Consider the following 23,793-nt stretch of genomic DNA (forward strand, 5'->3'; position numbering starts at 1 on the left):
GTGAAAAAAGCAATTCTCCGCGTGCTGGGAGAACTGCTTTTTGTGTGCTCAGTAACTTTTAGTGATATTTCGGTATATCTTCATCGCTTTTACCTTTTTGTCCCTGAATCACCTGGAAAGGATAATCCTTGCGTTTCTTTGAAGTGCCGCTGCTCTTTCTGGCACTGGACTGTGCTTTGACTTTCGCCATGGTTCGTGCCGATGGCTTGATTTTTGGTGATTTGGCTTTGTTTGCCCAGCGACGAGGCGGATATTTGTACAGCAGGAATACAGCTCCGAACACGACCAGAGGAATAATGATCCTGGATGGACTAGCATTTCCCAGCCAGGTCAAGACTCCAACAGCAGCTAGTGCGATGAACGTCCAAAATAAGATTGCCTGCTTGTTCATATCATTCACCCTTTCACAGGATCGAGTGTTGCAACAGGTACTTCTGATGTAGCAGAGACATTGGCAAGCTTGGCATCCAACTCACGCATCCGGTTAAACGAAGCAATGGATACTTCTACCTGTTCGTTGGTCGGTTCTTTTGTTGTCAGCAATTGCAGCCACAATCCTGGATAGCCGAGATAACGCAGTACAGGAATATCACGTACCGAATTCGTGAGCTTTAACAGTTCAAAAGAAATGCCTAGCACAACTGGCAATAACAACAGACGCTGACCCATACGTTCCCAGAGGTTATCGTATGTGAAGAGGGAGTATAGGAATACTCCAATAATGACAGTCAACATGATAAAGCTGCTTCCGCAGCGGTAATGCAACCGGCTGTACTTTTGCACGTTCTCCGGTGTCAGTTCTTCACCAGCTTCATGTGCGCTGATGACTTTGTGCTCCGCTCCATGATACTGGAAGAGACGTTTAATCATCGGCGTTTGTGAGATTAACCACAGATAGGCCAGTAACAGAATCAGCTTAATGCCGCCTTCCAGTAAATTATGCAAAAACTGATTGTCGAATGCATTTTTGAATAGAAAATTCTCGATAACAACAGGAAGCAATGTGAGCACCACTTTACCAAAAAGAAATGAAAGGATGGCTACGGCGGTTACACCAATAATCATGCTAAGGCTCCAGCCTGAGCCCTCTTTCTCTTTTTGTTTGGCTTTCTCTTCCGGTTCCAGTTCATCATCAGCATAGGCGTCAGCAGAATAATTGAGATGTCTGCTACCTTTGACACTTGAATCTATAATGCTGACAATTCCGCGTAATAAAGGAATCCGCCGCAATTTCGTGACCCAGGACTTGTCTTGCTTGGGAACTTCCAGATACGTAATTTCGCCGTCTTTTCTACGAACAGCTGTAACGTTGACATGTTTCCCACCGAACATTACGCCTTCAATGACAGCTTGCCCCCCATAGCTGACAGGCTTGGATTGTTGAGGCAAATTATTCACCTTCCTATTCTGTTCTAGGCCTTCGCGATCAAAGGCAGTTTAATAACCCTATTGTATCGAATTTTAAGCGCAATTTCTAGTTTGTGAGTCAATCCTTGCAGGTTGTTGTTAAGATTGTCCTGTTTTGAACATACTACCTCCTAGAATCAGACAGAAAATTCGAGGCATAGTACGGGATTATCAACTGAATGAAGGAGAATATCGATGACAGAACGCAAGCATGAAGATACATCACCCCAGGAAGGTCAACGTCTGAAAGAACGGCAGCAAAAAGACAGGGGCAGGCGCCCTACCCAGAGGCAAGGTCAAGCCCACTACTATACGAAGCCATTTTCCTTTGCTTTAGAGCTTGGCTTCTTTGCCGGTTTTATATGGGGTGGGCTACATTGGCTATTCTACCTGTTGCATTTTACGATTGTACCTGTCGGATTTCTGGCTGAGCCTTTTTTCAAACATCAATATATATATACCGCAGCAGGACATTTGACAGGATGGCTGTTTTTTATCGTTTTTTCCATCTTGGCTTCCTTGCTCTATACGTTCACGATTAGAAAACTGAAAGGGCCTATACCGGGCATGGTGTATGGTATCGTCTGGTGGCTAATTCTCTTTGTACTTGTCGGACCAAAAGTGGGGATGATGAAGCCTTTGAACGGTTTGACGTGGGATTCGATCTTCACGGAACTCTGTTTCTTTTTGCTATGGGGGCTGTTCATTGGTTACACAGTAGCCATGGAGTACACGGATGAACGCAAACGTGAGCCGGAGCAAGCGGGGGCATAGCGCAAAAAAGCTTCTCAATCCGGCAATGGCTGTGTTAAAATAGCAGATGGTTATTTGCAGAGAGGGTGGAGCAGCGATGAAACGAATTATTGTGATCAATGGTCCGAACCTGAACATGCTTGGTGTGCGTGAACCGGGCATCTATGGAACGCTTAGTCTGAAGGATATTGAGGACAAAATTCGCAGACAGGCTGATGAACTTGGCGTCTCCATCGCTTTTTATCAATCGAACCATGAAGGGGACATCATTGACCGCATTCATGCAGCGATGGGGGAGGCAGACGGAATAATTTTGAATGCCGGAGCATTTACCCATTATAGCTATGCTATCCGTGATGCTATCAATGCTGTAAAAGTCCCTACGGTTGAAGTACATCTATCCAACATTCATGCACGCGAAGCGTTCAGACATCATTCAGTGATTGCAGCGGAAACAATCGGGCAGATTGCCGGATTTGGCGAAGTAAGCTATGAACTGGGATTGCTGGCTCTTGTGCGTCATCTGGACAAACAAACCTGAGCCGGGAACCCGGGAATGTGAGAGAAAGAAGGGTTACCGATGGAAAACAAACGAGTAAATAAGTTGCGTGAAGCCATGCGTGAGCGTGAACTCAGAGCAATGCTGATTACAAATCCGATTAACCGTCGTTATATGACGGGCTTTACAGGCTCGGCGGGATATGTGCTGATTACAGAACAGGATGCTTTCTTGTTGACTGATTTCCGTTACATGGCTCAAGCGCCTCAGCAGGCCGAAGGATTCACTGTTGTGGAGCATGGAGCTAAGCCGATGGATACGGTGCGTGAACTGCTTGTATCCGCGAATATCAAAGAAGTTGGCTTCGAGCAGGATAGTGTTACATTCGGCACGCATTCCGCTTATGCTGAAGCACTTCAGTCTATTGATCTAAAAGCTGTATCCGGGATCGTGGAACAACTTCGCATGTTCAAGGATGAAGACGAGATCGCGGTTATGCAGAGAGCTGCAGATCTGGCAGATGCCACGTTCAGCCACGTTTTGCAGTTTGCAAAACCAGGCATGACGGAGCGTGAAGTGGATCTGGAGATGGAGTTTTTCATGCGCAAACATGGCGCAACATCCTCTTCGTTTGACACGATTGTAGCATCGGGTGAACGTTCTGCTATGCCTCACGGTGTAGCGAGCAGCAAGGTCATCGGACAGAATGAGTTAATTACATTTGACTTTGGTGCACTTTTGGACGGATACTGTTCAGATCTGACACGTACCATTGCAACAGGCACACCTGTACCTGAACTGCGCAAAATTTATGACATTGTACTGGAAGCTCAGTTACATACGCTAGAGAACCTGAAGCCGGGCATGACCGGACGGGAAGCAGATGCATTGGCTCGTGATATCATTGCAGGTCACGGATATGGAGATCAATTCGGACACAGCACAGGCCACGGTCTGGGTATGGAAGTTCACGAAGCTCCCCGCTTGTCCAAGCTTAGCGACGATGTATTGAAACCGGGTATGGTTGTTACCGTTGAACCGGGTATATATATTGATGGGCTTGGCGGCGTGCGTATCGAGGATGACGTAGTGATTACCGAGACGGGTATTCATATTCTCACGAAGTCGGACAAGAAGTTCACCGTAATCGGCTAAATTTCAGCCACAGGGATATAAGACGGTTTTTAATGTGCTATTTAAATTGAAAATAAGAAATTCCACCAAAACGGAGAGTGCAGAACCGATCTGAAGAAGCGAAGCGTTCGCCTTTATCACCGAATTTTACCATTAATAATGGGCTCAAAAAATCTGGGGATAACAGTGATCGGAGGATGGTACTGCAATCGAAGTGAACGAGGTGGCCTTTCTTGGATTCATTTTACATATAACATTAACCCATCGTCTTATATCACCTACTTTTCAACCATATCAGGAGGGATTTTTTGTGATTTCAGTAAACGATTTTAAAACAGGCTTGACTGTGCAAGTAGACAACGATATCTATACCGTGCTTGATTTCCAACACGTTAAACCAGGTAAAGGCGCTGCCTTCGTACGTTCCAAATTGAAAAACCTGCGTAATGGTAACACGGTTGAAAAAACATTCCGTGCAGGCGAAACTATTGGTCGTGCCATCATCGAAAACCGTGGCGTATCCTACCTGTATGCAAGCGGTACAGAGCACACGTTCATGGATAACGAAACTTATGATCAGTTTACATTGACTAGTGATCAACTGGAATGGGAATTGAACTTCCTGAAAGAAAACATGGTCGTTAAGATCGTTAGTTACCAAGGTGAAATCCTCGGAATCGACTTGCCAACAAGTGTTGAGTTGAAAGTAGTCGAGACTGAGCCAAGCGTTAAAGGTAACACAGCACAAGGTGCTACGAAAAATGCAAAAGTGGAAACAGGCTTGAACGTACAGGTTCCTTTGTTCATTAACGAAGGTGACGTTCTCCTGATTGACACACGTGAAGGTAAATACTCTTCCCGTGCGTAACTTTCACAAGATGTAATCTTTAACAACCCTTTGCCATTCCTTTGGCAGAGGGTTTTTTCGAAAAAAGATTAGCCTATCAGGCGCTTTCGTAATATACTGGGTTAAAGTCATTTCTCGTAGAGAATAATGACGATGGACATCAATTATGCATACTGCACAAGGTAGGGAGTGGATTTGCGTTGTCATTGTACGTCATGAAATTTGGGGGCAGCTCGGTCGGAGATACAGAACGCATGAAGCGTGTAGCCGGACGTGTTGTAGAAAAAGCTGATGAAGGACATCAGTGTGTAGTCGTGGTTTCGGCCATGGGGGATACAACAGATGATTTGATTGATCAGGCAAAACAACTGAATAGTGAACTGCCTGCTCGTGAGATGGATATGTTATTGACGACAGGAGAACAGATTTCGATCTCGTTGTTATCGATGGCTATTCAAGCGCTTGGACGTAAGGCAGTATCGTTTACGGGCTGGCAAGCGGGATTCCGCACAGAGCCGGTTCACGGAAAAGCACGTATTCATGATATTCAACCTGACCGTGTAAATGCAGCGCTTGCTGAAGGCAATATTGTGATTGTGGCAGGTTTCCAGGGCATGACGGAAGACGGCGAGATCACAACGCTGGGTCGTGGTGGTTCGGATACAACAGCCGTAGCGCTGGCCGCAGCCATTAAGGCTGATGCGTGCGAGATCTATACGGATGTGGATGGTATCTATTCAACAGACCCGCGGATCGTTAAGGTTGCGCGCAAACTGAAGGAAATATCGTATGACGAAATGCTGGAACTCGCTAATTTGGGAGCAGCGGTGCTGCATCCGCGTGCAGTAGAGTACGCGAAGCATTCCGGTGTACCTTTAATTGTAAGATCCAGCTTTAACCATAATGAAGGAACGGTTGTGAAGGAGGAAGCAGCAATGGAACAAGGCGTAGTGGTTAGTGGTATTGCCTATGACAAAAATGTGGCTCGCATCAGTATTTTGGGTGTGCCGGATGTACCAGGAGTTCTGGCTGAAGTATTTGGTGCGCTTGCATCCAATCAGCTGGATGTGGACATTATCGTTCAGAGCGGAGTAATGGATGGCAAAGCGGACTTCTCGTTCTCTGTTGCGCTGTCTGATCGTGAGAACGCATTGCGTGTCATTGAAGGCCTTCACAGCCGCCTGCCTTACCGTGAGGTTACTTCAGAGGAGAACCTCGTTAAAATCTCCATTGTTGGCGCAGGCATGGTCAGTCACCCTGGTGTAGCTGCGAAGATGTTCAAAGTTATTTCTGCTGAAGGCGTGAGCATCAAGATGGTGAGTACTTCCGAGATCAAAGTATCTTGTGTCATTGACGGAGATAAGCTGCATGACGTCATCAAGGCATTGCATACAGCATATGATCTCGACACAGCCGAGCAAGCCGTTATCGGCGGACCTCAAGATCGCAGATAAGGTGTTTCTGTGTATGTAAATTAGCAAAGGTGTACTGATGCCAACGGGCAGCAGTACACCTTTTTTCTGTTTCTAATCATAGCCATTCTCACATCAACTTGAACATTTTTCCCCCGCGTATGCCTCTATAAGGTTGCATGCGGTTGCCCTCCCCCATCTCGGGAACAACATCCAGCAGATTTAATTGAGAGCAATATGAAATATCATGAACCCTGCCTAACTTTTCAAGTCTCCGCCCGCTAATGGATCTCTGCACCAGATCCGGGATCTTCTCCTGACATTGGGATACCGCCTGGTGGAGCACGATGCCCAGATCGTTTAGTTGGATGGGAGAACAGGATTGACGGTGCAGTTCGTCGATGATACATCCAGCACACAAAGCGTCCTCCAGTGCAAATTCATCCTGATTCCCCGCACATAACAGTAATACATCTCGTTGAAGTTCGCATAGAACTGCTGCGATAGCCCTGACATTGAGAAATGATCCAGCTAGTACATGTTTCGCCCTGGAAGCCTTGATCAAAGCTCGGGTTCCATCGGTTGTGGTCAATATGATCGTTTTATCTGTAATGTCCTCGGTCATATATTCATAGGGGGAATTACCCACTTCGAATCCGTTGATTTTTTTGTCAAAACGCTCCCCGCCTCGAATACAATCTTTCACTTCCATTTGTTTGGCTTGTGGAACCGTCTCTACGGCAATCACAGCCGAAGCATCATATGCCAGAGCCGTAACAATTGTACTTGTCGTACACAAGACATCAATAACAACTGCACTTCGCCCTGCAATATCAATGGTACGTAATTCATTCACATTGCCAACCACATCGACTCGCACTCCCCACAGCTCCTTTCTGTATCTGGGGATGGGTAGTTCTGTTTTGAACCGGAATGGAACTTACCTATCTGCAATTACTATATGCATGCATTTCTAGACGGGTGCCTAGAACAGGAGGTTGATCTATGCTTTCTACTCTCAACCGTATTCTGAAGAATTGATAGATTTCAGCGTCATAAATTAAATGTACAGGCATAAACTTGAGATATGAACAAGCGCCAGAAGCGTAAAACATATGATCTCAAGGTTGGAGGAGCCTACTCATGAAGGTGAACTGGAAGGAACTTTTTCCGGAACCGATTCGAACCATTCTGGGAAGAATGCCGCCTGCTCTATTGGAACAAGTGGAGGAAGTACGTATTCGTGAAGGCAGACCCCTGGAGATTAATGCAGGCAACACATACCACTTCCTTACACCTCAAGGTAGTCCGACCGGCAATCCTGATGAAGCGTATGTTCCTCAGAAAGAAGTGACACACAGGTTGCTGGACCTGATCAGTAACCATTCACTTTATACATTGGAAGAGGAGCTGCGCAAAGGGTTCATCACCATACCTGGTGGACATCGAATCGGACTTGCTGGCCGGACGGTACTAAGCAGTGGACGTGTCGAATACCTGCGCGACATTAATGGGTTTAACGTTCGGGTAGCCCGTGAGGTGCATGGAGTGGCTGATCGTATCCTTCCTTATCTTCTCGATATGAAGAGCGGACAGGTCCTGCACACGTTGATCCTTTCACCACCACAACAAGGGAAAACGACGTTGCTGCGAGATCTGGCGAGACAAATTAGCAGTGGTACTAAGCTTTCAGCGGGCAATGAACTGGTTCAAGGAGCACGTCCGCGTCTGAAAGTGGGCATTGTGGATGAGAGGTCCGAAATCGCCGGTAGTTACAAGGGAGTACCTGGATTCGATGTAGGTCCCCGAACAGATGTGATGGACGGTTGTCCAAAGGCTGAGGGCATGATGATGATGCTTCGGTCCATGTCGCCCGATGTCCTGATTGTGGACGAGATCGGTCGTCCGGAGGATGCTGAGGCAGTAATGGAAGCCCTTCATGCAGGAGTCTCTGTGATTGCGACTGCTCATGGTCGTGACCTATCGGAGCTATCGGCCAGGCCCGCCCTCAGAAGCTTAATTACAGAGCAGATGTTTCAACGGTATGTCCAACTGCAACGGACGAGCCGGGGCATGACCTTTCGGCTGGCTGATGGAAAAATGCGTGGGTTGCAGCAGAGCGGGGCAGGAGGTGAATCCTTTGGTTAACATGCTTGGTGCGGTAATCATTCTGTTAGCCAGCACCCTCGCCGGTTTTTACAAGGCCAGACAGTATGCATTAAGACCGAGACAGTTGCGAGAACTCATTGCTGCCCTCCAGCGACTAATGACGGAGATTAACTATGGGCTCACTCCCTTACCCGATGCCATGGGCAAGATGGGAGCCCAGACCAAAGAACCTGTAAAGACGCTGTTCCTTCATGCAGCCACTCAGATGGAACCTCCCCATGGACGAACTGCCCGGGAAAGTCTGCAGTCAGGCGTGGATCTGGCGTGGGGAAGATCGGCCATGAAGGCGGACGAGCGGGAAGTCATGCTGCAATTAAGCTTCAGCCTTGGCACAAGTGACCGTCTGGATCAGACCAAACATATATCGTTAGCCATTCAACAACTAATGCATGAGGAATCCCGTGCCCAGGCTGACCAAATGAAATATGAACGAATGAGCCGAAGCCTCGGGATGCTTGTCGGAGCGTTAATCGTCATTCTGATCTTCTGAAATAGCCGGGATAGTGAGGTGCCAAGGTCATGAATCTAGAAGTGAACGCAATCTTTCAAATTGCGGGTATCGGAATTATCATCGCCATGATTCACACGGTACTGAAACAAATGGGAAAGGAAGATATGGCTCACTGGGTGACCGTAATCGGATTTGTCGTTGTATTGTTCATGGTGGTCCGTATGCTGGACAGCCTGCTACAAGAGATCAAATCGATATTTCTTTTTCAATGAAAAACGGTCATGAAGCCGGATGGTGGTGACCTGTGGAAATTATTCAAGTTGTAGGTTTAGCGCTCATCGCTACAGTGCTCATTCTGGTCATCAAGGAACAGAAACCGATGTTTGCTTTCCTCATTGCAGCCGCGACCGGCATTGTCATCTTCATGTTGCTAATTGGCAAGATCGGTGCAGTCATCGAAGTGTTGAAGCGGCTTGCCGAGAATTCAGGCATGGAAAGTATTTATCTGAAAACGGTGCTGAAAATTATTGGCATAGCGTACATTGCTGAATTTGGCGCACAGATTGTCAGGGATGCAGGTCAGGAGAGCATTGCGTCCAAGATCGAACTGGCTGGTAAGGTACTGATCCTTGTACTTGCTATACCGATCATCAGCATTATTATCGAAACCGTCATGAAGCTGATGCCGGTGTAGAAAGGGCGTGCGGACTTCATATGAAATCAATGCATCATAAGCCGCAGTGGCGCCTTACGGTTGTGCTGATGCTCTGTTTTCTGTTTGGTATCCTGGGACAGGTTACTGCAACCTCGCCTTCCGGTGAGTGGATGGAGCAGCAGGCCGATCAGCTTCCCAAGGATCAGGTGGAGAAATACTGGGATCAACTGATGCAACAATACGGTGGTTTCTTCCCGGATGGGAAGACCCCTTCCTTCATGGATATGTTAATCCCCGGCAATGAAGGGTTCAGCCTGAAATCGGTGTTTGTAGCGATAGGAACCTTCATGCTGCATGAAATTTTATATAATGGCAAGCTTCTGGTCACGATTGTGATGTTAAGCGTACTCAGCATGATTCTGGAGACGCTTCAGACCGCATTTGAGAAAAATAATATTAGCAAAATCGCCTATTCCATCTGTTATATGGTCATCATCATCATTGCAATCAACAGCTTCAGTGTGGCGATTGGATACGCCAAGGATGCCATAACCGGCATGATCAACTTCATGATGGCCATGGTTCCCTTGTTATTCACACTGCTTGCGTCCATGGGGAATGTCATCACCGTCTCGGTGACACATCCACTCATCATTTTCATGATTCATCTGGTGAGTACTTTGATTCACTTGCTGGTATTCCCGTTACTCTTCTTCTCAGCTGTTCTGCATCTCGTCAGTTCATTGTCTGACAAGTACAAGCTGACACAGCTGGCAGACCTCCTGCGCAATATTAGTGTGGCTCTGCTGGGTATCCTGCTGACGATGTTCTTGGGTGTAATCTCGGTTCAGGGAGCATCGGGATCGGTTGCGGATGGAGTCAGCCTGAAGGCTGCCAAATACATCGCAGGCAACTTTGTCCCTGTCGTGGGTAGAACATTTGCGGATGCGACGGATACGGTAATTACAGCTTCTCTGCTTGTCAAAAATGCAATCGGACTTACCGGGGTCATCATCATTTTGTTTCTATGTGCCTTTCCGGCACTCAAGATCCTGGCTCTTGCCTTGATATACAACGTTACCGGTGCCATTATGCAACCGTTGGGAGACACCCCGATTGTAGGATGCCTGCAGGCGATCGGTAAGAGCATGATCTACGTATTTGCGGCGCTCGCAGCCGTCGGGTTGATGTTTTTCCTGGCAATCACCATCCTGCTGACTGCGGGGAATCTGACGGTCATGATGCGCTGAATGTATGTTGGCAAGAAAGGGGATGGAAAGGATGGGGTGGCTGAGCAACTGGCTCCAGGAATTGATTATGATCGTTCTGCTGGCGACTTTCGTGGATATGCTGTTGCCCAATCGATCCATGGAACGTTATGTCAAGCTTGTGCTGAGCCTTCTCATCCTGCTGACCCTTTTATCTCCCATAACCAAGCTTCTCAAAAGTGACCCGGTTGGCGAATTGAAACGGGCAATGTCGGCAATGGATGCTCCATCGAATGGCAATGAAACACTCGAACAGATTTTGGCTCAGGGCAAGCGGCTGCAAGCGGGTGAACAGGAACAATCCCTGCAATGGACAGCGAAAGAACTGGCTAACGTCATGAAAGGCCAGATTGAAGAAACAACAGGGGCGAGGGTTCGATCCGTAGAGGTACAGCTGGCGATGAGCAAATATGAAACCGAGATGGAAGCTGCCTCATCCGTCGAACTGCCAGTGATCCAGCGTGTGTTGGTCGAGATGGGAGGAGAGGGTGCAGAAGGAGAAGTGAGGGCGATGCAGCAAGAAGTCGCTGTCAATACACAACCCGTATTTGGAACAGACACACAATCCGAGAGGGATAAATCACCTCAAACACAGCAGCCCATCCAGATTGGTCAGATTGAAGTGCCTGACGTACAGATTGGTGTGAGTAAAGGGCAACCAGATAAAAATGAAGCGTCTTCCGATCCTGTTATACGTGATCAGGCAGATGAAACGAAGCAGCATGCTGAAACGTCCACAAGGTCCGAACATGCGGTGCAGATTATTACATTGCTGACTGAAAAGTGGGATGTTGATGCAAACAAAATACAAGTGAAGGAACCGAAAAGTGCTGAAGTTCTGTGAGAAGGAGGATGTCCGATGAAGCAATGGTTCAAAAAGATGGAAACCTGGATGGGTGGCGGAGAGGGGGGAGCAAGAAGGAGTCAAACCTTCCGCTGGCTGATTATCCTCGGTTTGATCGGGGTGGGAATCATGCTATTCAATTCCTTCGTCAATGTCAAAAAAATTGATTCCGAAAATATCGGTCGCGAACCACCGGACCCTGCAACATCCATGGCGTCTATACAGAGTGATCCAATGGATCAGAACCCTTTTCAGGCGATCGAAATTGCATTTGAAGACAAAATCAAAGGTGTGCTGGAAAACATTGTTGGTGTGGGAACGGTTGATGTGATGGTTACTGTGGACTCTACAGAAGAACTGGTCGTTCAGCGGAACGTGAAAGATTCTCAGCAACTTACCGAAGAAACTGATGCTAGCGGGGGCAAGCGCCATATGACGCAATATACCCGTGATGGCGAGATCATTACGTACGAAGTATCAGGGGATCAGACACCGATCGTGACCAAAAAGCTCAAACCGCAGATCCGTGGTGTGCTTGTGGTTGCGAGGGGCGCAGAGAACAAGGTTGTAAAGGACTTGATAACCGATGCTGTGGAAAAAGGACTGAATGTGGCAGCTTACCGGATCTCGGTCGTACCGCGCAAACAAGACTAATTTGGTTTGTTGAATCACAAGATTCAATTCTCATAAGATTGAAGCCAATTTGAGGAGGAAGTTCTAATGAATAACAAACGTCAAACAGTATGGCTGGTGTCCATGCTGAGTCTGATGGTCATTTTGTCCGCGTATTATCTTTTCACTGAGGATTCCGGTCCGATCAATGCGCCTGTGGCTGACAGTCAGCAAGTCGATGGGATCAAGCAAGGGGAAGCGAAGGAGACGGCAGGTATTCTTGATCCGACAGAAGGTTTGGTTGTAAATGAAGTGGTGAATAGCGGGGAAATTGAAAGTGATCCAAGTCCAACTGGCGCTGTTGAAGAACCGGCAGCTACGGAAGGTAAAGAAGCAGGAAATGCAGAGAAAACCCCTGCTGTCGAACCAGGCGAGAACAAAGGTGAAGCAGGCAAAGAGACCGACAAGGGGGCAACAACTACACCGGAGACAGACAATCCAGCTGAGGGCACTGCCACGAAAACGGATGAGGAAGTCCTCAAGGAAATGGAAGAGCAGAATACGGCAGCATCTGCGAGCAGCCAGTTCCAAAACTACCAATGGCAGCGTGAAGAGAGCAACAATCGTAAGTATGAGGAACTGATGACCGTAGCTGGGGACTTGAGCAAAACGCCAGAAGAGAACGCCAAAGCAACGGAGCAACTCCGTACATTGGAAGAAAAAGAAGCCAAAATCACAGGCATTGAGGAGACACTCTCCCAACAGTTCGCCAATGCGATTGTTCAAGAAGATGCCGACAAGTATAAAGTGGTGGTCCTCAGTGACAAACTGGACGTAAAACAGGCCGTGTCCATTGTGGATCTGGTGATGAAAGAATTGGCGGTTTCACAGAACAAAATCAGTGTGCAATACGTCACAGAGCAGTAATCCAAATCATGGAAGAACAGTCCCGGGAGCTGGTTCCACTCTCGGGCTCTTTCCATTTTTAATGATTATGATATAATACATAAAGCCATATGACCGTCCTAGTGAGACTGGCATGATGCCGAAGGAGTGAATAATGGAAATGTTTAAATTGAGTGAAATTAAAGAACTGATCAAACTGGTAGATGAAAGTTCCGTTCAGGAGTTGGAAATTGAAAATGAAGGATCACGGTTATCGATCCGCAAACCGGGCAAAACGGAGTATGTTCAAGCAGCTGCTGTTCAACCGCAAGTGATTGCTGCTCCGCAAGTACAGCCGGCCGCAGCGGTAAGTGAAGCTGCACCGCAGGTCGATACTACAAGTCATTTACATAAAATTGTATCTCCGATGGTAGGTACTTTTTACAGAGCTTCCTCGCCGGAAGCGGGTCCTTTTGTGAGCGCAGGTGATAAAGTTGTTGAGAAAACAACGGTATGCATCATCGAAGCCATGAAGCTGATGAACGAGCTTGATGCTGACATCAAGGGAGAAATCGTTGAAGTGCTGGTTGAGAACGGACAGCTGGTCGAATATGGGCAGCCCCTTTTCCTGGTGAAACCGGAATAACCGTTATAGCTGGTTAACAGCTAACCGCATGAGCTTCGAAGGAGGACAAAACGAAAATGAAATTTCAAAAAATACTGATTGCGAACCGTGGAGAGATTGCGGTACGTATTATTCGTGCCTGTCGCGAAATCGGCATCTCAACGGTAGCCGTCTATTCGGAAGCGGACAAGGATTCTCTGCATGTTCGTCTTGCAGATGAGGCTTACTGTATCGGACCAACACTGTCCAAGGACAGTTATCTGAACTTCACTAACCTGATGAGTGTAGCTACGCTGACCGAATGTGATGCAATCCACCCAGGTTACGGTTTTTTGGCGGAGAATGCTGACTTTGCAGAAATCTGTGATTCCTGCAATATTACATTCATCGGCCCTTCACCCGATGCCATTACCAAAATGGGGGACAAGGCTGTTGCCAAACAGACGATGAAAGATGCGGGAGTACCAGTAATTCCTGGATCAGACGGGCTCGTTGAAAATATGGACGAAGCCATCATGATTGCCAGAGATATCGGATACCCTATCATTATCAAAGCTACTGCTGGTGGCGGAGGTAAGGGAATTCGTATTGCCGAAGATGAAGAAACGCTGATTAAGCAGATCACAGCTGCTCAGCAGGAAGCACAAAAGGCATTTGGCAATGCAGGTGTGTATTTGGAGAAATTCCTGACCGGTATGAAACACGTGGAAATTCAGATCATTGCCGATAAACACGGAAATGCAGCACATTTGGGAGAGCGTGATTGCTCGGTTCAGCGCCGCCGCCAGAAACTGGTAGAAGAAGCTCCGTGTCCGATTCTCTCCGAAGATGTGCGCACACTGATGGGCGAAGCTGCGGTACGGGCTGCCCTTGCTGTGAATTATTCGGGAGCAGGTACATTGGAATTCCTGCTCAGCCCGAATGGCGAGTTCTATTTCATGGAGATGAATACGCGTATTCAGGTAGAGCACCCGGTAACTGAGATGGTTACTGGCGTGGATCTGATCCGTGAGATGATCTCTGTAGCTGAAGGCAATCCACTTTCATTCCGTCAGGAAGACGTGGTTATCAATGGCTGGGCCATTGAGTGTCGTATCAATGCCGAAGATCCGGACCGTAACTTTATGCCATCACCAGGCAAAATCGGATTCTACCTTGCACCGGGAGGTCCTGGTGTTCGTGTAGATAGTGCTGCTTATCCTGGCTATACGATCTCACCTTTCTATGACTCCATGATCGCGAAATTGATTGTATGGGGAGCGAATCGTGAAGAGGCGATTGCCAAGATGAAGCGTGCGCTAGGGGAATTTGCGATTGAAGGCATCTCTACAACCATTCCTTTCCATCAGAAATTGCTGGAGCACCCAACGTTCCTTCGTGGTGACTTTGATATCAAATTTCTTGAGGAAAACGAGATTTAAAAGGTATATTGGGCTTGTTTGTCATAATGTAGCCCAAATGATATAGTATGTAATAATAAGAGCGCATGTCTCCTGCAAAGGATAAGCCCGCACCTCGCGGATGTTTGCAGGAGTTCCGGTAAAGCCGGACCGGAAGGGTTCTGAAGGTTGTCTAACCTGAGACCAGCGCCCTGACGGATGGCCGCAAACTTATCTCGCGAAAGGTGTGTTGAACAGTTATGAGTACACTACCGACTGAATTTGAACGAACGGATATCGGTGAAATCCAGATCGCACCTGAAGTTATTGAAGTGATTGCTGGATTGGCAACCCTTGAAGTGAAAGGCGTTGCAGGCATGAGTGGCGGATTCGCTGGCGGATTTGCTGAATTGCTTGGTCGCAAAAACCTTTCCAAAGGTGTTAAAGTTGAAGTGGGCCAACGCGAAGCTGCAGTTGATGTTTCCGTAATTATTGAGTACGGGTACCGTTTGCCACAAGTGGCTACGGAGATTCAACAGAACGTGAAACGTTCCATTGAGAACATGACAGGATTGAATGTGAATGAAGTGAATGTGCACATTCATGACGTTCAGTTCAAGAGCACCGAAAAAGTGGAAGAGATCGACCTGAACAGTCAGCGCGTAAAATAAAAGAAGACAGATTCCCCCGGCATCTTCTGCCGGGGGTTATCCCCGTCTTGGACAGGTCTTCTTTATAGCGAAAGCTTAATGGCGATCTGATTTTGCTAGTGAGCAGGTTAAGTCATGTTAGTGAGCAAGGGAGGCTGTGCAGTTCGTGGCTAAAATACTGGATCGGCTTCTGTTGTTTATATACAGCATAAGCGTTGGAGCAATATCGGCAGCCGTCATTCTTCTGATCAGCGGTGTGCTGCCTTACGAATTGAATTATCAGCAGGAACAAAACGTTATTGTTGCGTCGGTTATTGCAGCAGCGATTTTGTTTATCCTGAGTTTGCGGTTTTTCTACATTTCGGTTCGGCGTGAGCGTGCATCGTTGCCGTCTGTAGATCAACGTACTGAGTTTGGTGATGTACAGATTTCGATGGAGACGATTGAAAATCTCTGTTTGAAGGCGACTTCCCGTTTCCGGGGAGTACGTGATGTCAAGGCACGCATACGCGTGGTTGAGTCAGGACTGGAGATTATGATCCGTGCGGTAGTGGATGGCGAGACACCTATTCCTGCGCTGACTTCTGATCTGCAAAAGGCGATACATGATCATGTACAAGAGATTACGGGCATCCCGGTTTCTTTTGTCACGGTGTATATCGCGAATGTAACCCAGTCGCCTAACTACAAGAGTCGAGTGGAATGAGGTGAGTTTCACTGATGCTGTGGAAAGAGATTTGGGATAGTCATAGAGGCCGAATTACCGGAATTATCGGCGGCATCTTCTTTGGATTTCTTTATGTATGGATCGGTTTTTGGGATATGTTGTTCTTTGCACTCTTGGTGTTCATCGGTTATACGTTAGGCAGACGAAGCGATTCGAAGCTGGGTTCGTCCATTCCCTGGAGGGAGTGGGGGCAATGGCTTGGCGATCGCTGGCGTCCGTTTAAATGACCTATCTGAACCCTGCAATATGTTTCTTCCGAAAATAGAGCTGTAGTTTAGGTTGCCCGTTTTTTGGAGGAAATGTATTGCAGGTTTTTTTGTGAAAAGGGATAACAATAACAACACCGTGTAAGCCATCGATCAATCCATGCACGATTGGGTGAGATGGTTGCATGATTATAAAATAAGCATGATGACGCTCCGGACGGAGCGTTGCAGGAGGCAGGACATGAAAAGACGTTTGGCAAGGGAAATAGCAGTACAAAGTCTGTATCAGATGGAAATGAATGAAGTGGGTGCAGCAGAAGCTGTAAACATGTTGATTAATGAAGCTGCTGAAGATAATGAAACTGAAGTGGTTATCCGCGATGAAGATGTAATGCGTACTTATGTTACTGAGATTGTACAGGGAGCTTGGAACCATAAGGAAGCGATTGACGGATTGCTGGTGGATTATTTGAAAGGTTGGCAGATCAGCCGTCTGTCGCGCGTAGATCGCCAGATACTACGATTGTCTACGTATGAAATGGTGTTCCGTGATGACATTCCAGCCAAGGTATCCGTCAATGAAGCGATTGAACTGTCCAAATACTTCGGTACAGAAGAATCCGGCAAGTTTGTCAATGGCGTACTTGGACGCATGATTCAGGAAGTTGACGCCATTAAAGCAAAATTGTCTTAAGTTATGATTAACTATAGTGCGTGTTCAAAGGACCGGTTTTCAGTACCATTCGTAATCAAAAGCGTTTTTTTGAACAACCTCTAAATTTATATTCACATAAGGGAGAGAGAGTACAATGACAGCATCTATTATTAACGGTAAAGAAGTATCCCAAGAGATCCGCGCAAGCATGACAGCAGAAGTAAAACAGCTTAGCGAACAGGGGGTAGTACCTGGTCTTGCTGTTGTGCTCGTCGGGGAAGATCCGGCATCCCAAGTATATGTGCGTAATAAAGAAAAAGCATGTCATGACCTCGGCTTCTACTCCGAAGTACATCGATTGGATGCAAATACATCTCAAGAAGACCTGCTTGCCCTGGTGGACAAGCTGAACAATCAGTCATCCATTAATGGAATTCTGGTTCAACTCCCACTGCCGAAACATATTGAAGAGAAAGCGGTCATTGATGCGATTGCTGTGGATAAAGACGTAGATGGATTCCATCCAGTCAATGTTGGTAATCTCGTTATTGGAGACGATAGTCTGCTTCCATGTACCCCGGCTGGTGTAATCGAACTGATCAAGCGCACTGGACTGGAAATGTCCGGTAAACATGCGGTAGTTATCGGTAGAAGCAATATTGTCGGTAAACCGGTATCCCTGTTGCTTCAACGTGAGAATGCGACGGTAACCATGTGTCATTCCCGTACCGCCAACATGAAAGAAATCACGCGTCAGGCGGATATTTTGGTTGTCGCCATTGGTCGTGCCAATTTTGTGGATGCTGATTTTGTCAAACCGGGTGCTGTGGTTATTGATGTCGGCATGAACCGTTTGGAGAACGGCAAACTGGCAGGAGATGTAGACTTTGAGAGCGTGAAGGCAGTATCTGGTCCAATTACTCCGGTTCCTGGTGGTGTTGGTCCAATGACGATCACAATGTTGATGCAAAATACACTGATCGCCGCCAAACGCGCTCACGGATTGGCCTAGGGTTCTGTCTGTGGCAGATCAAAAGATCTACTCTATTAAAGACCTGAATCGATACATTCGGATGAAACTGGAATCGGATCAGGTCCTGTCGGACGTTTGGCTACGCGGGGAGATATCCAATTTCACACATCACTCCAGCGGTCATATGTATTTTACATTGAAGGACAAGGATAGCCGGATTAAGTCAATCATGTTTGCATCCCATAACCAGCGATTACCCTTTGTACCGAAGGAGGGTGCAAGGGTTATTGCCCGTGGTAATGTCTCGGTGTATGAACGGGATGGGCAGTATCAATTCTACGCTACTCATATGCAACCGGACGGGATCGGAAGTCTGTATCTGGCTTACGAACAGCTGAAGAAAAAGCTGGAGGAGGAAGGTTTATTTTCACCTTCCCGCAAAAGAGACATCCCGCGTTATCCACAGACGATCGGTGTTGTAACTTCACCGACGGGTGCAGCGGTACGGGACATCATGATTACACTCCAGCGCAGATATCCTTCTGCGAAAGTTGTTTTATATCCTGTTCTGGTCCAAGGAAAAGGTGCCGCACCTTCCATTGTTAAGGCTATTGGCAACTTGAATCGGATGGGAGAAGCCGATGTACTCATTGTTGGACGCGGAGGCGGTTCGCTTGAGGAATTGTGGGCCTTCAATGAGGAGATTGTGGCAAGAGCGATCGTCGCTTCAGATATACCTGTTATCTCTGCAGTTGGACATGAAACGGACTTTACCATTGCCGATTTTGCGGCTGATTTACGTGCGGCGACACCTACAGCTGCTGCGGAGCTCGCTGTACCTAATCGCGCTGAGTTGCTCGATCAGATCGCACAACGTCAGCGTCAGTTACAACACAGCTTGCGTCAGCGTGCTGTACATAATCGTGAACGGCTCGCGAGATTACAGCGTTCGCCTGTGCTTGTACATCCAAGACGTACCTTAATGCAGCACACGGAACGACTGGATATGATACATCAACGGCTATTGAGAACAGTGGATACGCGCATGAAATGGACGGGAGAAAAGCAGGAGCGTCTTCGGGCGGCACTGCAACGTTTCAATCCTCGTGATCAGGTCAATACAGCACGGCGTGAGAATGCTGCAGCACGCAGACAATTGGAACTTGCGATCAGAACCATAACCAGATCGAAGCAGCAACAATGGAAATCAACTGTGCGGCATCTGGATGCACTTAGCCCTCTTAAAGTCATGTCTCGGGGCTACAGCCTTGTCTATGACGAACAGGAACAGCAATTGATCAAGTCAACGAAGGATGTACAGCCTGGAGATTCAATTAAGATTAAATTAACAGACGGACAGCTGGACTGTCAGGTTTGGGGAATGAAGGAGGACGACAATACCCATGGCGAATGAACCGGAATTGAATTTTGAAGAGGCAATGGCGGCATTGGAAGACATCGTAGGCCAGCTTGAGCATGGTGATGTTCCGTTGGAACAGGCCATCGATCTGTTTCAACGCGGGATGAAACTTTCGCAACTTTGCGGTTTGAAGTTAGAACAAGTGGAACGTAAGATCGAGATGATCGTAGAAGAAGATGGAGAGCTTCGCAAGAAGCCTTTCGGAACTGCTGACGATGAGAGCGGTGAAGTCCATGAGTAATCGTCCTTCGTTTCAAGCATACCTCGAAGAGGTCACAGCTGAGGTGACAGAAGCGTTGAAACATACGCTTCCCGCTCACTGGGATGTACCCCAATCGCTGACAGATGCGATGCAGTATTCGCTTATGGCTGGAGGCAAACGCCTTCGTCCTCTTCTGGTCGTTGCTGCGGCGGAAGCCTTCGGTGCACAGCGTACAGCTGCAATGCCGGTAGCCTGCGCCGTGGAGATGGTTCATACGTATTCACTGATCCACGACGACCTGCCTGCTATGGATAATGATGATTACCGCAGGGGAAAATTAACGAATCATAAGGTATATGGTGAAGCAACAGCCATATTGGCAGGCGATGCGTTGTTAACCCATGCTTTTTATAGCATTGTTCAAGCTGGACGCCGTAGTGGTGTGGCGGCAGATGCATTGTTGTCTATCGTAGAGGACATGTCCGAACTTGCTGGAGCAAGAGGTATGGTCGGCGGCCAGGTTGCGGATATGGAAGGCGAACAAGGCATGACTGATCTTGCACAGCTTCAATATATTCATTTGCACAAAACGGGTGATCTGATTGTATTCTCCCTCATTGCAGGAGCACGAATCGGTGGAGCAACGGAAGGACAATTGGAATCCTTGCGTGTGTTTGGGCGTGATCTGGGACTGGCGTTTCAGATTCAGGATGATATTCTCGACCTGACGGGCGACGAGCAAAAGATGGGCAAGAAAACACAAAGTGATGTGAATCAGCAGAAGGTAACATACCCTTATTTTATTGGCATGCAGGCTTCTCTAGAAGAAGTGAAATCCCTTACCCAATCTGCAAAAGATGCACTTGAAAGAGCCGAATTACCGGACGCATCCAGATTGGTCGAGATTGCAGATTATTTGATGAGTCGAGATCATTAGATTATGATGAAGCTCGCTGTTTCAAAAGCTGTATAAGCGTGTAATGAATGTAATGTCCTTTTTCCGAGTGAATGGAAAAAGTCTGTCCCGAGTGGATGCGGGAATACATATGGAGAAGAATTCTAAATAACTTGCTGGCGAGAATGCTCGTTATCGGGAGTATACTGCAGTAAATTATGATTCTTGTTCTTTTATGTTATAATGATTTAATGTCATTTGATTCATAATGTATATATCGATTTACAACAATAACTAAACAATCTAGGAAAGCGGGGAGATTCTCGTGCTGCTTCCACAAATTAAACAACCCAGTGATCTAAAGTCGATGTCTCAGGATGATCTTGCCCTTTTGTCGGCAGAGATCCGGCAGTTTCTGATTGAGAAACTGTCCGTTACAGGTGGGCATCTCGCACCCAACTTAGGCGTGGTTGAGCTCACGGTAGCCCTGCATTACTGCTATAACAGTCCAGCAGACAAAATGATTTTTGATGTAGGGCATCAGGCTTATGTGCATAAAGTTCTGACAGGGCGTATGGATCGCTTTGATACTTTGCGTCAACATAATGGCCTGTGCGGGTTTGTCAAACGCAACGAAAGTGAACATGATGTATGGGAAGCTGGACACAGCAGTACTTCATTGTCCGCTGCGATGGGGATGGCCCTTGCTCGTGATCTGAAGGGCGAGGACAACCAAGTTATTGCAATGATTGGTGATGGAGCTCTTACAGGTGGTATGGCTTTTGAGGCCCTCAATCATATCGGTCATGAGCAGAGAAAACTGATGGTTATTTTGAATGATAATGAAATGTCCATTGCTCCAAACGTTGGGGCCATGCATAAATATTTGAGCAAAATTCGCTCGGATCGTCATTATTTGAAAGCAAAAGATGATGTCGAGGGAATGCTTAAAAAAATTCCTGCTATTGGAGATCGATTGGCTAAATCGGCAAGCTGGATCAAAGACAGTGTCAAATATATGATGGTTCCAGGTGTTCTTTTCGAAGAACTGGGCTTCACGTATTTGGGACCTATTGATGGGCACGATATTCCCAAATTGATCGAAACCTTCAAACAGGCGGATAATGTGGACGGTCCTGTGCTTGTACATGTGCTTACAACCAAAGGTAAAGGCTATCAGCCGGCAGAAGCCGATTCGCACAAGTGGCACGGGATTTCTCCGTACAAAATTGAATCCGGGCAAGTGCTGAAAGCAGTTGGAAAACCGATGTACACAGAAGTGTTCGGTCAAACGCTGATTGATCTGGCGAAGCAGGATAAGCGGATCGTAGCTGTAACGCCAGCAATGCCTACGGGATCGGGTCTTATTCCATTTAGTAAGGAATTCCCGGATCGCATGATTGATGTAGGTATCGCAGAACAGCATGCGGCGACGATGTGTGCTGCATTGGCCATGGAAGGCTTGAAGCCGGTCTTTGCCGTATATTCGACGTTTATGCAACGTGCATATGATCAGATTGTACATGATATATGCCGACATAATGCCAATGTGATGTTTGCCATTGACCGTGCCGGGTTTGTTGGCCCGGATGGGGAAACACATCAAGGGGTATACGATGTGGCATTCATGCGCCATATTCCAAATATCGTGCTGATGATGCCTAAAGACGAGAATGAATTGCGTCATATGATGAAAACGGCGCTTGATTATAATGAAGGCCCGATTGCATACCGTTATCCACGAAACAATGTGGTTGGTGTGCCTCTGGATGAAGTACTTGTGCCGATTCCAATCGGATCTTGGGAACAACTGCGCCCAGCGGAAGGGTATGCCGTTATCGCTTCAGGATCGATGGTACAACTTGCGGAAGAAGCTGCGGAGATGGTGAAGCGGGAAGGCATTACAGCAGGCGTAATCAACGCTCGATTCCTCAAACCTCTTGACGAGCAAATGCTGCGTGATCTGGCTGTTCGAGGCACCAAATTGATTGTACTAGAAGAAGCATCCCAAGCAGGTAGCATGGGTAGTGCTGTACTGGAATTTTATGCAGAGCAGGGATTGCATGATGTTCATGTACAATTAATGGGGATTCCGGATCGCTTCATTGAGCATGGCAGTATCAAGGAACAACGTGAGGAAGTGGGTCTTACCGTTGAGAATGTATGTGCTGAGCTGCGCAAGATGGCTGTTCAATCATCCTACGGCATACCCAAAACACGTTTTCCTTCGTAAATTTACATGATAGGAGAAAGACATGTCACTCCCGAAAGAACGAATTGATGTTCTGCTGGTTGAGCAGGGCTATTACGAAAGTCGTGAAAAGGCAAAAGCCGCAATCATGGCTGGACTGGTGTATGCCAACAATGAGCCGATTGAAAAAGCGGGCATGAAAATTCCACGGGAAGCCGAGCTGAAAGTTAAAGGCTCGGTACATCCCTATGTCGGCAGAGGCGGATTGAAGCTAGAAAAAGCGATCCGTCATTTCGGTCTTGATATGAAGGGACTTGTTATGCTCGACATTGGTTCATCCACCGGTGGATTTACGGATTGTGCACTACAACATGGCGCGTCTCACGTCTACGCTATTGATGTGGGATATAATCAGCTCGACTGGTCTTTGCGCAATAATGAGCGGGTTACCGTTATGGAACGAACCAACTTTCGCTATGTGACTCCTGAAGATCTGACAGGACCAGTGCCGAACTTTGCGAGTATTGATGTGTCATTCATTTCACTGCGAATCATTTTACCGCCACTTCTGGCTCTTTTGAAGCAACCTGCAGATATCGTTGCATTGATTAAACCTCAATTTGAGGCAGGGCGTGAAAAAGTAGGCAAGTCCGGTGTGGTACGTGATTCGAAGGTGCACAAGGATGTATTGCAGACGATGCTTCATTTTGCCAGTCAACTTGGTTTGCATCTGCAGAGTTTAACTTTTTCCCCCATAACAGGTGGAGAAGGAAATATAGAATTTCTCGCACATTGGCGTCTGGAAGCACCAGAGGCAACACAACCAGAGAACGATCCGGCTTCACTTGATGCACTTGCGGAACAAGTTGCAAAGGAAGCAGCTCATACATTTACGGGAAACTCATCATAAGATGGGTTTCTTTTCGCTTGAAAG

Annotated in this window: 28 protein-coding genes; 25 read left to right on the forward strand and 3 right to left on the reverse strand. The window is 47.2% G+C overall.

The annotated features are described in order from the left end of the window. Window positions 1-58 precede the first annotated feature (58 nt). Window positions 59-391 (reverse strand): hypothetical protein, encoded by a 333-nt coding sequence (locus tag ACTHPG_RS17650; RefSeq protein ID WP_440390789.1) that lies wholly within the window; start codon window positions 389-391, stop codon window positions 59-61. A 5-nt stretch (window positions 392-396) separates the two neighbouring features. Next, complete coding sequence (locus ACTHPG_RS17655) at window positions 397-1,389, reverse strand: DUF1385 domain-containing protein (RefSeq protein ID WP_062835280.1); 993 nt, start codon at window positions 1,387-1,389, stop codon at window positions 397-399. A gap of 213 nt (window positions 1,390-1,602) precedes the next feature. Between ACTHPG_RS17655 and ACTHPG_RS17660 the strand changes: the two genes are divergently transcribed. From ACTHPG_RS17660 to ACTHPG_RS17680, 5 genes are all read left to right on the forward strand, one after another. Next, window positions 1,603-2,181, forward strand: coding sequence for a YqhR family membrane protein (locus ACTHPG_RS17660; RefSeq protein WP_440390790.1), 579 nt, complete (start codon window positions 1,603-1,605; stop codon window positions 2,179-2,181). Window positions 2,182-2,257: 76 nt separating this feature from the next. Next, complete coding sequence (aroQ, locus tag ACTHPG_RS17665; RefSeq protein ID WP_062835278.1) at window positions 2,258-2,701, forward strand: type II 3-dehydroquinate dehydratase; 444 nt, start codon at window positions 2,258-2,260, stop codon at window positions 2,699-2,701. 39 nt (window positions 2,702-2,740) lie between these two features. Further along, window positions 2,741-3,814 carry a M24 family metallopeptidase gene (locus ACTHPG_RS17670; RefSeq protein WP_440390791.1) on the forward strand — a complete coding sequence of 358 codons (1,074 nt, stop codon included), beginning with the start codon at window positions 2,741-2,743 and terminating at the stop codon, window positions 3,812-3,814. A gap of 289 nt (window positions 3,815-4,103) precedes the next feature. Beyond that, on the forward strand, window positions 4,104-4,661 hold the full coding sequence (efp, locus tag ACTHPG_RS17675) for an elongation factor P (RefSeq protein ID WP_339166411.1): 558 nt from the start codon (window positions 4,104-4,106) through the stop codon (window positions 4,659-4,661). 179 nt (window positions 4,662-4,840) lie between these two features. Beyond that, complete coding sequence (locus ACTHPG_RS17680; protein ID WP_440390792.1) at window positions 4,841-6,094, forward strand: aspartate kinase; 1,254 nt, start codon at window positions 4,841-4,843, stop codon at window positions 6,092-6,094. Between the two features lie 88 nt (window positions 6,095-6,182). Here the strand turns inward: ACTHPG_RS17680 and ACTHPG_RS17685 are convergent, their stop codons facing one another. Next, a complete protein-coding gene (locus ACTHPG_RS17685) occupies window positions 6,183-6,932 on the reverse strand; it encodes a 2-phosphosulfolactate phosphatase (RefSeq protein WP_440390793.1) in 750 nt (249 codons plus the stop codon). Between the two features lie 263 nt (window positions 6,933-7,195). On the opposite strand from ACTHPG_RS17685, the gene spoIIIAA reads away from it, so the two are divergent. The 20 genes from spoIIIAA to ACTHPG_RS17785 all read left to right on the forward strand — a co-directional run bounded on the left by spoIIIAA (window position 7,196) and on the right by ACTHPG_RS17785 (window position 23,769). Next, window positions 7,196-8,200 carry a stage III sporulation protein AA gene (gene spoIIIAA, locus ACTHPG_RS17690; protein ID WP_440390794.1) on the forward strand — a complete coding sequence of 335 codons (1,005 nt, stop codon included), beginning with the start codon at window positions 7,196-7,198 and terminating at the stop codon, window positions 8,198-8,200. Further along, on the forward strand, window positions 8,193-8,711 hold the full coding sequence (spoIIIAB, locus tag ACTHPG_RS17695) for a stage III sporulation protein SpoIIIAB (protein ID WP_440390795.1): 519 nt from the start codon (window positions 8,193-8,195) through the stop codon (window positions 8,709-8,711). The genes spoIIIAA and spoIIIAB overlap by 8 nt, the downstream gene beginning before the upstream one ends. A 29-nt stretch (window positions 8,712-8,740) precedes the next feature. Continuing rightward, window positions 8,741-8,944, forward strand: a complete 204-nt coding sequence (spoIIIAC, locus tag ACTHPG_RS17700) for a stage III sporulation protein AC (RefSeq protein ID WP_017687585.1) — start codon at window positions 8,741-8,743, stop codon at window positions 8,942-8,944. 32 nt (window positions 8,945-8,976) lie between these two features. Further along, window positions 8,977-9,366, forward strand: a complete 390-nt coding sequence (spoIIIAD, locus tag ACTHPG_RS17705; RefSeq protein WP_017687586.1) for a stage III sporulation protein AD — start codon at window positions 8,977-8,979, stop codon at window positions 9,364-9,366. A gap of 68 nt (window positions 9,367-9,434) precedes the next feature. After that, the gene (gene spoIIIAE, locus ACTHPG_RS17710; RefSeq protein ID WP_397376270.1) at window positions 9,435-10,577 is read left to right on the forward strand and encodes a stage III sporulation protein AE; all 1,143 of its coding nucleotides are present in this window, start codon (window positions 9,435-9,437) and stop codon (window positions 10,575-10,577) included. A 31-nt stretch (window positions 10,578-10,608) separates the two neighbouring features. Then, window positions 10,609-11,439, forward strand: a complete 831-nt coding sequence (gene spoIIIAF, locus ACTHPG_RS17715; protein ID WP_440390796.1) for a stage III sporulation protein AF — start codon at window positions 10,609-10,611, stop codon at window positions 11,437-11,439. Window positions 11,440-11,454: 15 nt separating this feature from the next. Next, on the forward strand, window positions 11,455-12,093 hold the full coding sequence (gene spoIIIAG / locus ACTHPG_RS17720; RefSeq protein WP_440390797.1) for a stage III sporulation protein AG: 639 nt from the start codon (window positions 11,455-11,457) through the stop codon (window positions 12,091-12,093). Between the two features lie 66 nt (window positions 12,094-12,159). Then, a complete protein-coding gene (locus ACTHPG_RS17725; RefSeq protein WP_440390798.1) occupies window positions 12,160-12,978 on the forward strand; it encodes a SpoIIIAH-like family protein in 819 nt (272 codons plus the stop codon). A 139-nt stretch (window positions 12,979-13,117) separates the two neighbouring features. Beyond that, entirely contained in the window at window positions 13,118-13,582 is a 465-nt protein-coding gene (accB, locus tag ACTHPG_RS17730) for an acetyl-CoA carboxylase biotin carboxyl carrier protein (RefSeq protein ID WP_440390799.1), read from the forward strand. A 56-nt stretch (window positions 13,583-13,638) separates the two neighbouring features. Then, complete coding sequence (gene accC / locus ACTHPG_RS17735) at window positions 13,639-14,982, forward strand: acetyl-CoA carboxylase biotin carboxylase subunit (RefSeq protein ID WP_440390800.1); 1,344 nt, start codon at window positions 13,639-13,641, stop codon at window positions 14,980-14,982. A gap of 218 nt (window positions 14,983-15,200) precedes the next feature. Continuing rightward, window positions 15,201-15,611, forward strand: coding sequence for an Asp23/Gls24 family envelope stress response protein (locus ACTHPG_RS17740; RefSeq protein ID WP_017687593.1), 411 nt, complete (start codon window positions 15,201-15,203; stop codon window positions 15,609-15,611). 145 nt (window positions 15,612-15,756) lie between these two features. Continuing rightward, window positions 15,757-16,296, forward strand: a complete 540-nt coding sequence (amaP, locus tag ACTHPG_RS17745; RefSeq protein ID WP_017687594.1) for an alkaline shock response membrane anchor protein AmaP — start codon at window positions 15,757-15,759, stop codon at window positions 16,294-16,296. Window positions 16,297-16,310: 14 nt separating this feature from the next. Then, window positions 16,311-16,544: a DUF2273 domain-containing protein gene (locus tag ACTHPG_RS17750; protein WP_017687595.1), complete on the forward strand. Its 234-nt coding sequence runs from the start codon at window positions 16,311-16,313 to the stop codon at window positions 16,542-16,544. Window positions 16,545-16,764: 220 nt separating this feature from the next. Beyond that, complete coding sequence (nusB, locus tag ACTHPG_RS17755) at window positions 16,765-17,217, forward strand: transcription antitermination factor NusB (RefSeq protein ID WP_440390801.1); 453 nt, start codon at window positions 16,765-16,767, stop codon at window positions 17,215-17,217. Window positions 17,218-17,332: 115 nt separating this feature from the next. Further along, window positions 17,333-18,190, forward strand: coding sequence for a bifunctional methylenetetrahydrofolate dehydrogenase/methenyltetrahydrofolate cyclohydrolase FolD (folD, locus tag ACTHPG_RS17760; RefSeq protein ID WP_440390802.1), 858 nt, complete (start codon window positions 17,333-17,335; stop codon window positions 18,188-18,190). Window positions 18,191-18,251: 61 nt separating this feature from the next. After that, window positions 18,252-19,565 carry an exodeoxyribonuclease VII large subunit gene (gene xseA, locus ACTHPG_RS17765; protein WP_440390839.1) on the forward strand — a complete coding sequence of 438 codons (1,314 nt, stop codon included), beginning with the start codon at window positions 18,252-18,254 and terminating at the stop codon, window positions 19,563-19,565. Further along, window positions 19,555-19,812: an exodeoxyribonuclease VII small subunit gene (xseB, locus tag ACTHPG_RS17770; protein ID WP_017687599.1), complete on the forward strand. Its 258-nt coding sequence runs from the start codon at window positions 19,555-19,557 to the stop codon at window positions 19,810-19,812. Before xseA ends, xseB begins: the two co-directional genes overlap by 11 nt. Then, window positions 19,805-20,710, forward strand: a complete 906-nt coding sequence (locus tag ACTHPG_RS17775) for a polyprenyl synthetase family protein (protein ID WP_440390803.1) — start codon at window positions 19,805-19,807, stop codon at window positions 20,708-20,710. Before xseB ends, ACTHPG_RS17775 begins: the two co-directional genes overlap by 8 nt. Before the next feature lie 283 nt (window positions 20,711-20,993). Beyond that, on the forward strand, window positions 20,994-22,901 hold the full coding sequence (gene dxs, locus ACTHPG_RS17780) for a 1-deoxy-D-xylulose-5-phosphate synthase (protein WP_440390804.1): 1,908 nt from the start codon (window positions 20,994-20,996) through the stop codon (window positions 22,899-22,901). 22 nt (window positions 22,902-22,923) lie between these two features. Then, complete coding sequence (locus ACTHPG_RS17785; protein ID WP_440390805.1) at window positions 22,924-23,769, forward strand: TlyA family RNA methyltransferase; 846 nt, start codon at window positions 22,924-22,926, stop codon at window positions 23,767-23,769. Window positions 23,770-23,793 lie beyond the last annotated feature (24 nt).

The sequence above is a fragment of the Paenibacillus sp. SAF-068 genome (genome assembly GCF_051967555.1).
Classification (GTDB): Bacteria; Bacillota; Bacilli; order Paenibacillales; family Paenibacillaceae; genus Paenibacillus.

What these genes read in the sequence shown, in the direction of transcription:
- ACTHPG_RS17670 (WP_440390791.1), top strand. Translation starts at nt 2,741, where the DNA reads ATGGAAAACAAACGAGTAAATAAGTTGCGTGAAGCCATGCGTGAGCGT.
- aroQ (WP_062835278.1), top strand. Translation starts at nt 2,258, where the DNA reads ATGAAACGAATTATTGTGATCAATGGTCCGAACCTGAACATGCTTGGT.
- spoIIIAG (WP_440390797.1), top strand. Translation starts at nt 11,455, where the DNA reads ATGAAGCAATGGTTCAAAAAGATGGAAACCTGGATGGGTGGCGGAGAG.
- xseB (WP_017687599.1), top strand. Translation starts at nt 19,555, where the DNA reads ATGGCGAATGAACCGGAATTGAATTTTGAAGAGGCAATGGCGGCATTG.
- spoIIIAF (WP_440390796.1), top strand. Translation starts at nt 10,609, where the DNA reads ATGGGGTGGCTGAGCAACTGGCTCCAGGAATTGATTATGATCGTTCTG.
- accC (WP_440390800.1), top strand. Translation starts at nt 13,639, where the DNA reads ATGAAATTTCAAAAAATACTGATTGCGAACCGTGGAGAGATTGCGGTA.
- ACTHPG_RS17740 (WP_017687593.1), top strand. Translation starts at nt 15,201, where the DNA reads ATGAGTACACTACCGACTGAATTTGAACGAACGGATATCGGTGAAATC.
- nusB (WP_440390801.1), top strand. Translation starts at nt 16,765, where the DNA reads ATGAAAAGACGTTTGGCAAGGGAAATAGCAGTACAAAGTCTGTATCAG.
- accB (WP_440390799.1), top strand. Translation starts at nt 13,118, where the DNA reads ATGTTTAAATTGAGTGAAATTAAAGAACTGATCAAACTGGTAGATGAA.
- ACTHPG_RS17775 (WP_440390803.1), top strand. Translation starts at nt 19,805, where the DNA reads ATGAGTAATCGTCCTTCGTTTCAAGCATACCTCGAAGAGGTCACAGCT.
- spoIIIAA (WP_440390794.1), top strand. Translation starts at nt 7,196, where the DNA reads ATGAAGGTGAACTGGAAGGAACTTTTTCCGGAACCGATTCGAACCATT.
- ACTHPG_RS17725 (WP_440390798.1), top strand. Translation starts at nt 12,160, where the DNA reads ATGAATAACAAACGTCAAACAGTATGGCTGGTGTCCATGCTGAGTCTG.
- folD (WP_440390802.1), top strand. Translation starts at nt 17,333, where the DNA reads ATGACAGCATCTATTATTAACGGTAAAGAAGTATCCCAAGAGATCCGC.
- spoIIIAC (WP_017687585.1), top strand. Translation starts at nt 8,741, where the DNA reads ATGAATCTAGAAGTGAACGCAATCTTTCAAATTGCGGGTATCGGAATT.
- ACTHPG_RS17785 (WP_440390805.1), top strand. Translation starts at nt 22,924, where the DNA reads ATGTCACTCCCGAAAGAACGAATTGATGTTCTGCTGGTTGAGCAGGGC.
- xseA (WP_440390839.1), top strand. Translation starts at nt 18,252, where the DNA reads ATGAAACTGGAATCGGATCAGGTCCTGTCGGACGTTTGGCTACGCGGG.
- ACTHPG_RS17750 (WP_017687595.1), top strand. Translation starts at nt 16,311, where the DNA reads ATGCTGTGGAAAGAGATTTGGGATAGTCATAGAGGCCGAATTACCGGA.
- ACTHPG_RS17660 (WP_440390790.1), top strand. Translation starts at nt 1,603, where the DNA reads ATGACAGAACGCAAGCATGAAGATACATCACCCCAGGAAGGTCAACGT.
- ACTHPG_RS17650 (WP_440390789.1), bottom strand. Translation starts at nt 391, where the DNA reads ATGAACAAGCAGGCAATCTTATTTTGGACGTTCATCGCACTAGCTGCT.
- spoIIIAE (WP_397376270.1), top strand. Translation starts at nt 9,435, where the DNA reads ATGCTCTGTTTTCTGTTTGGTATCCTGGGACAGGTTACTGCAACCTCG.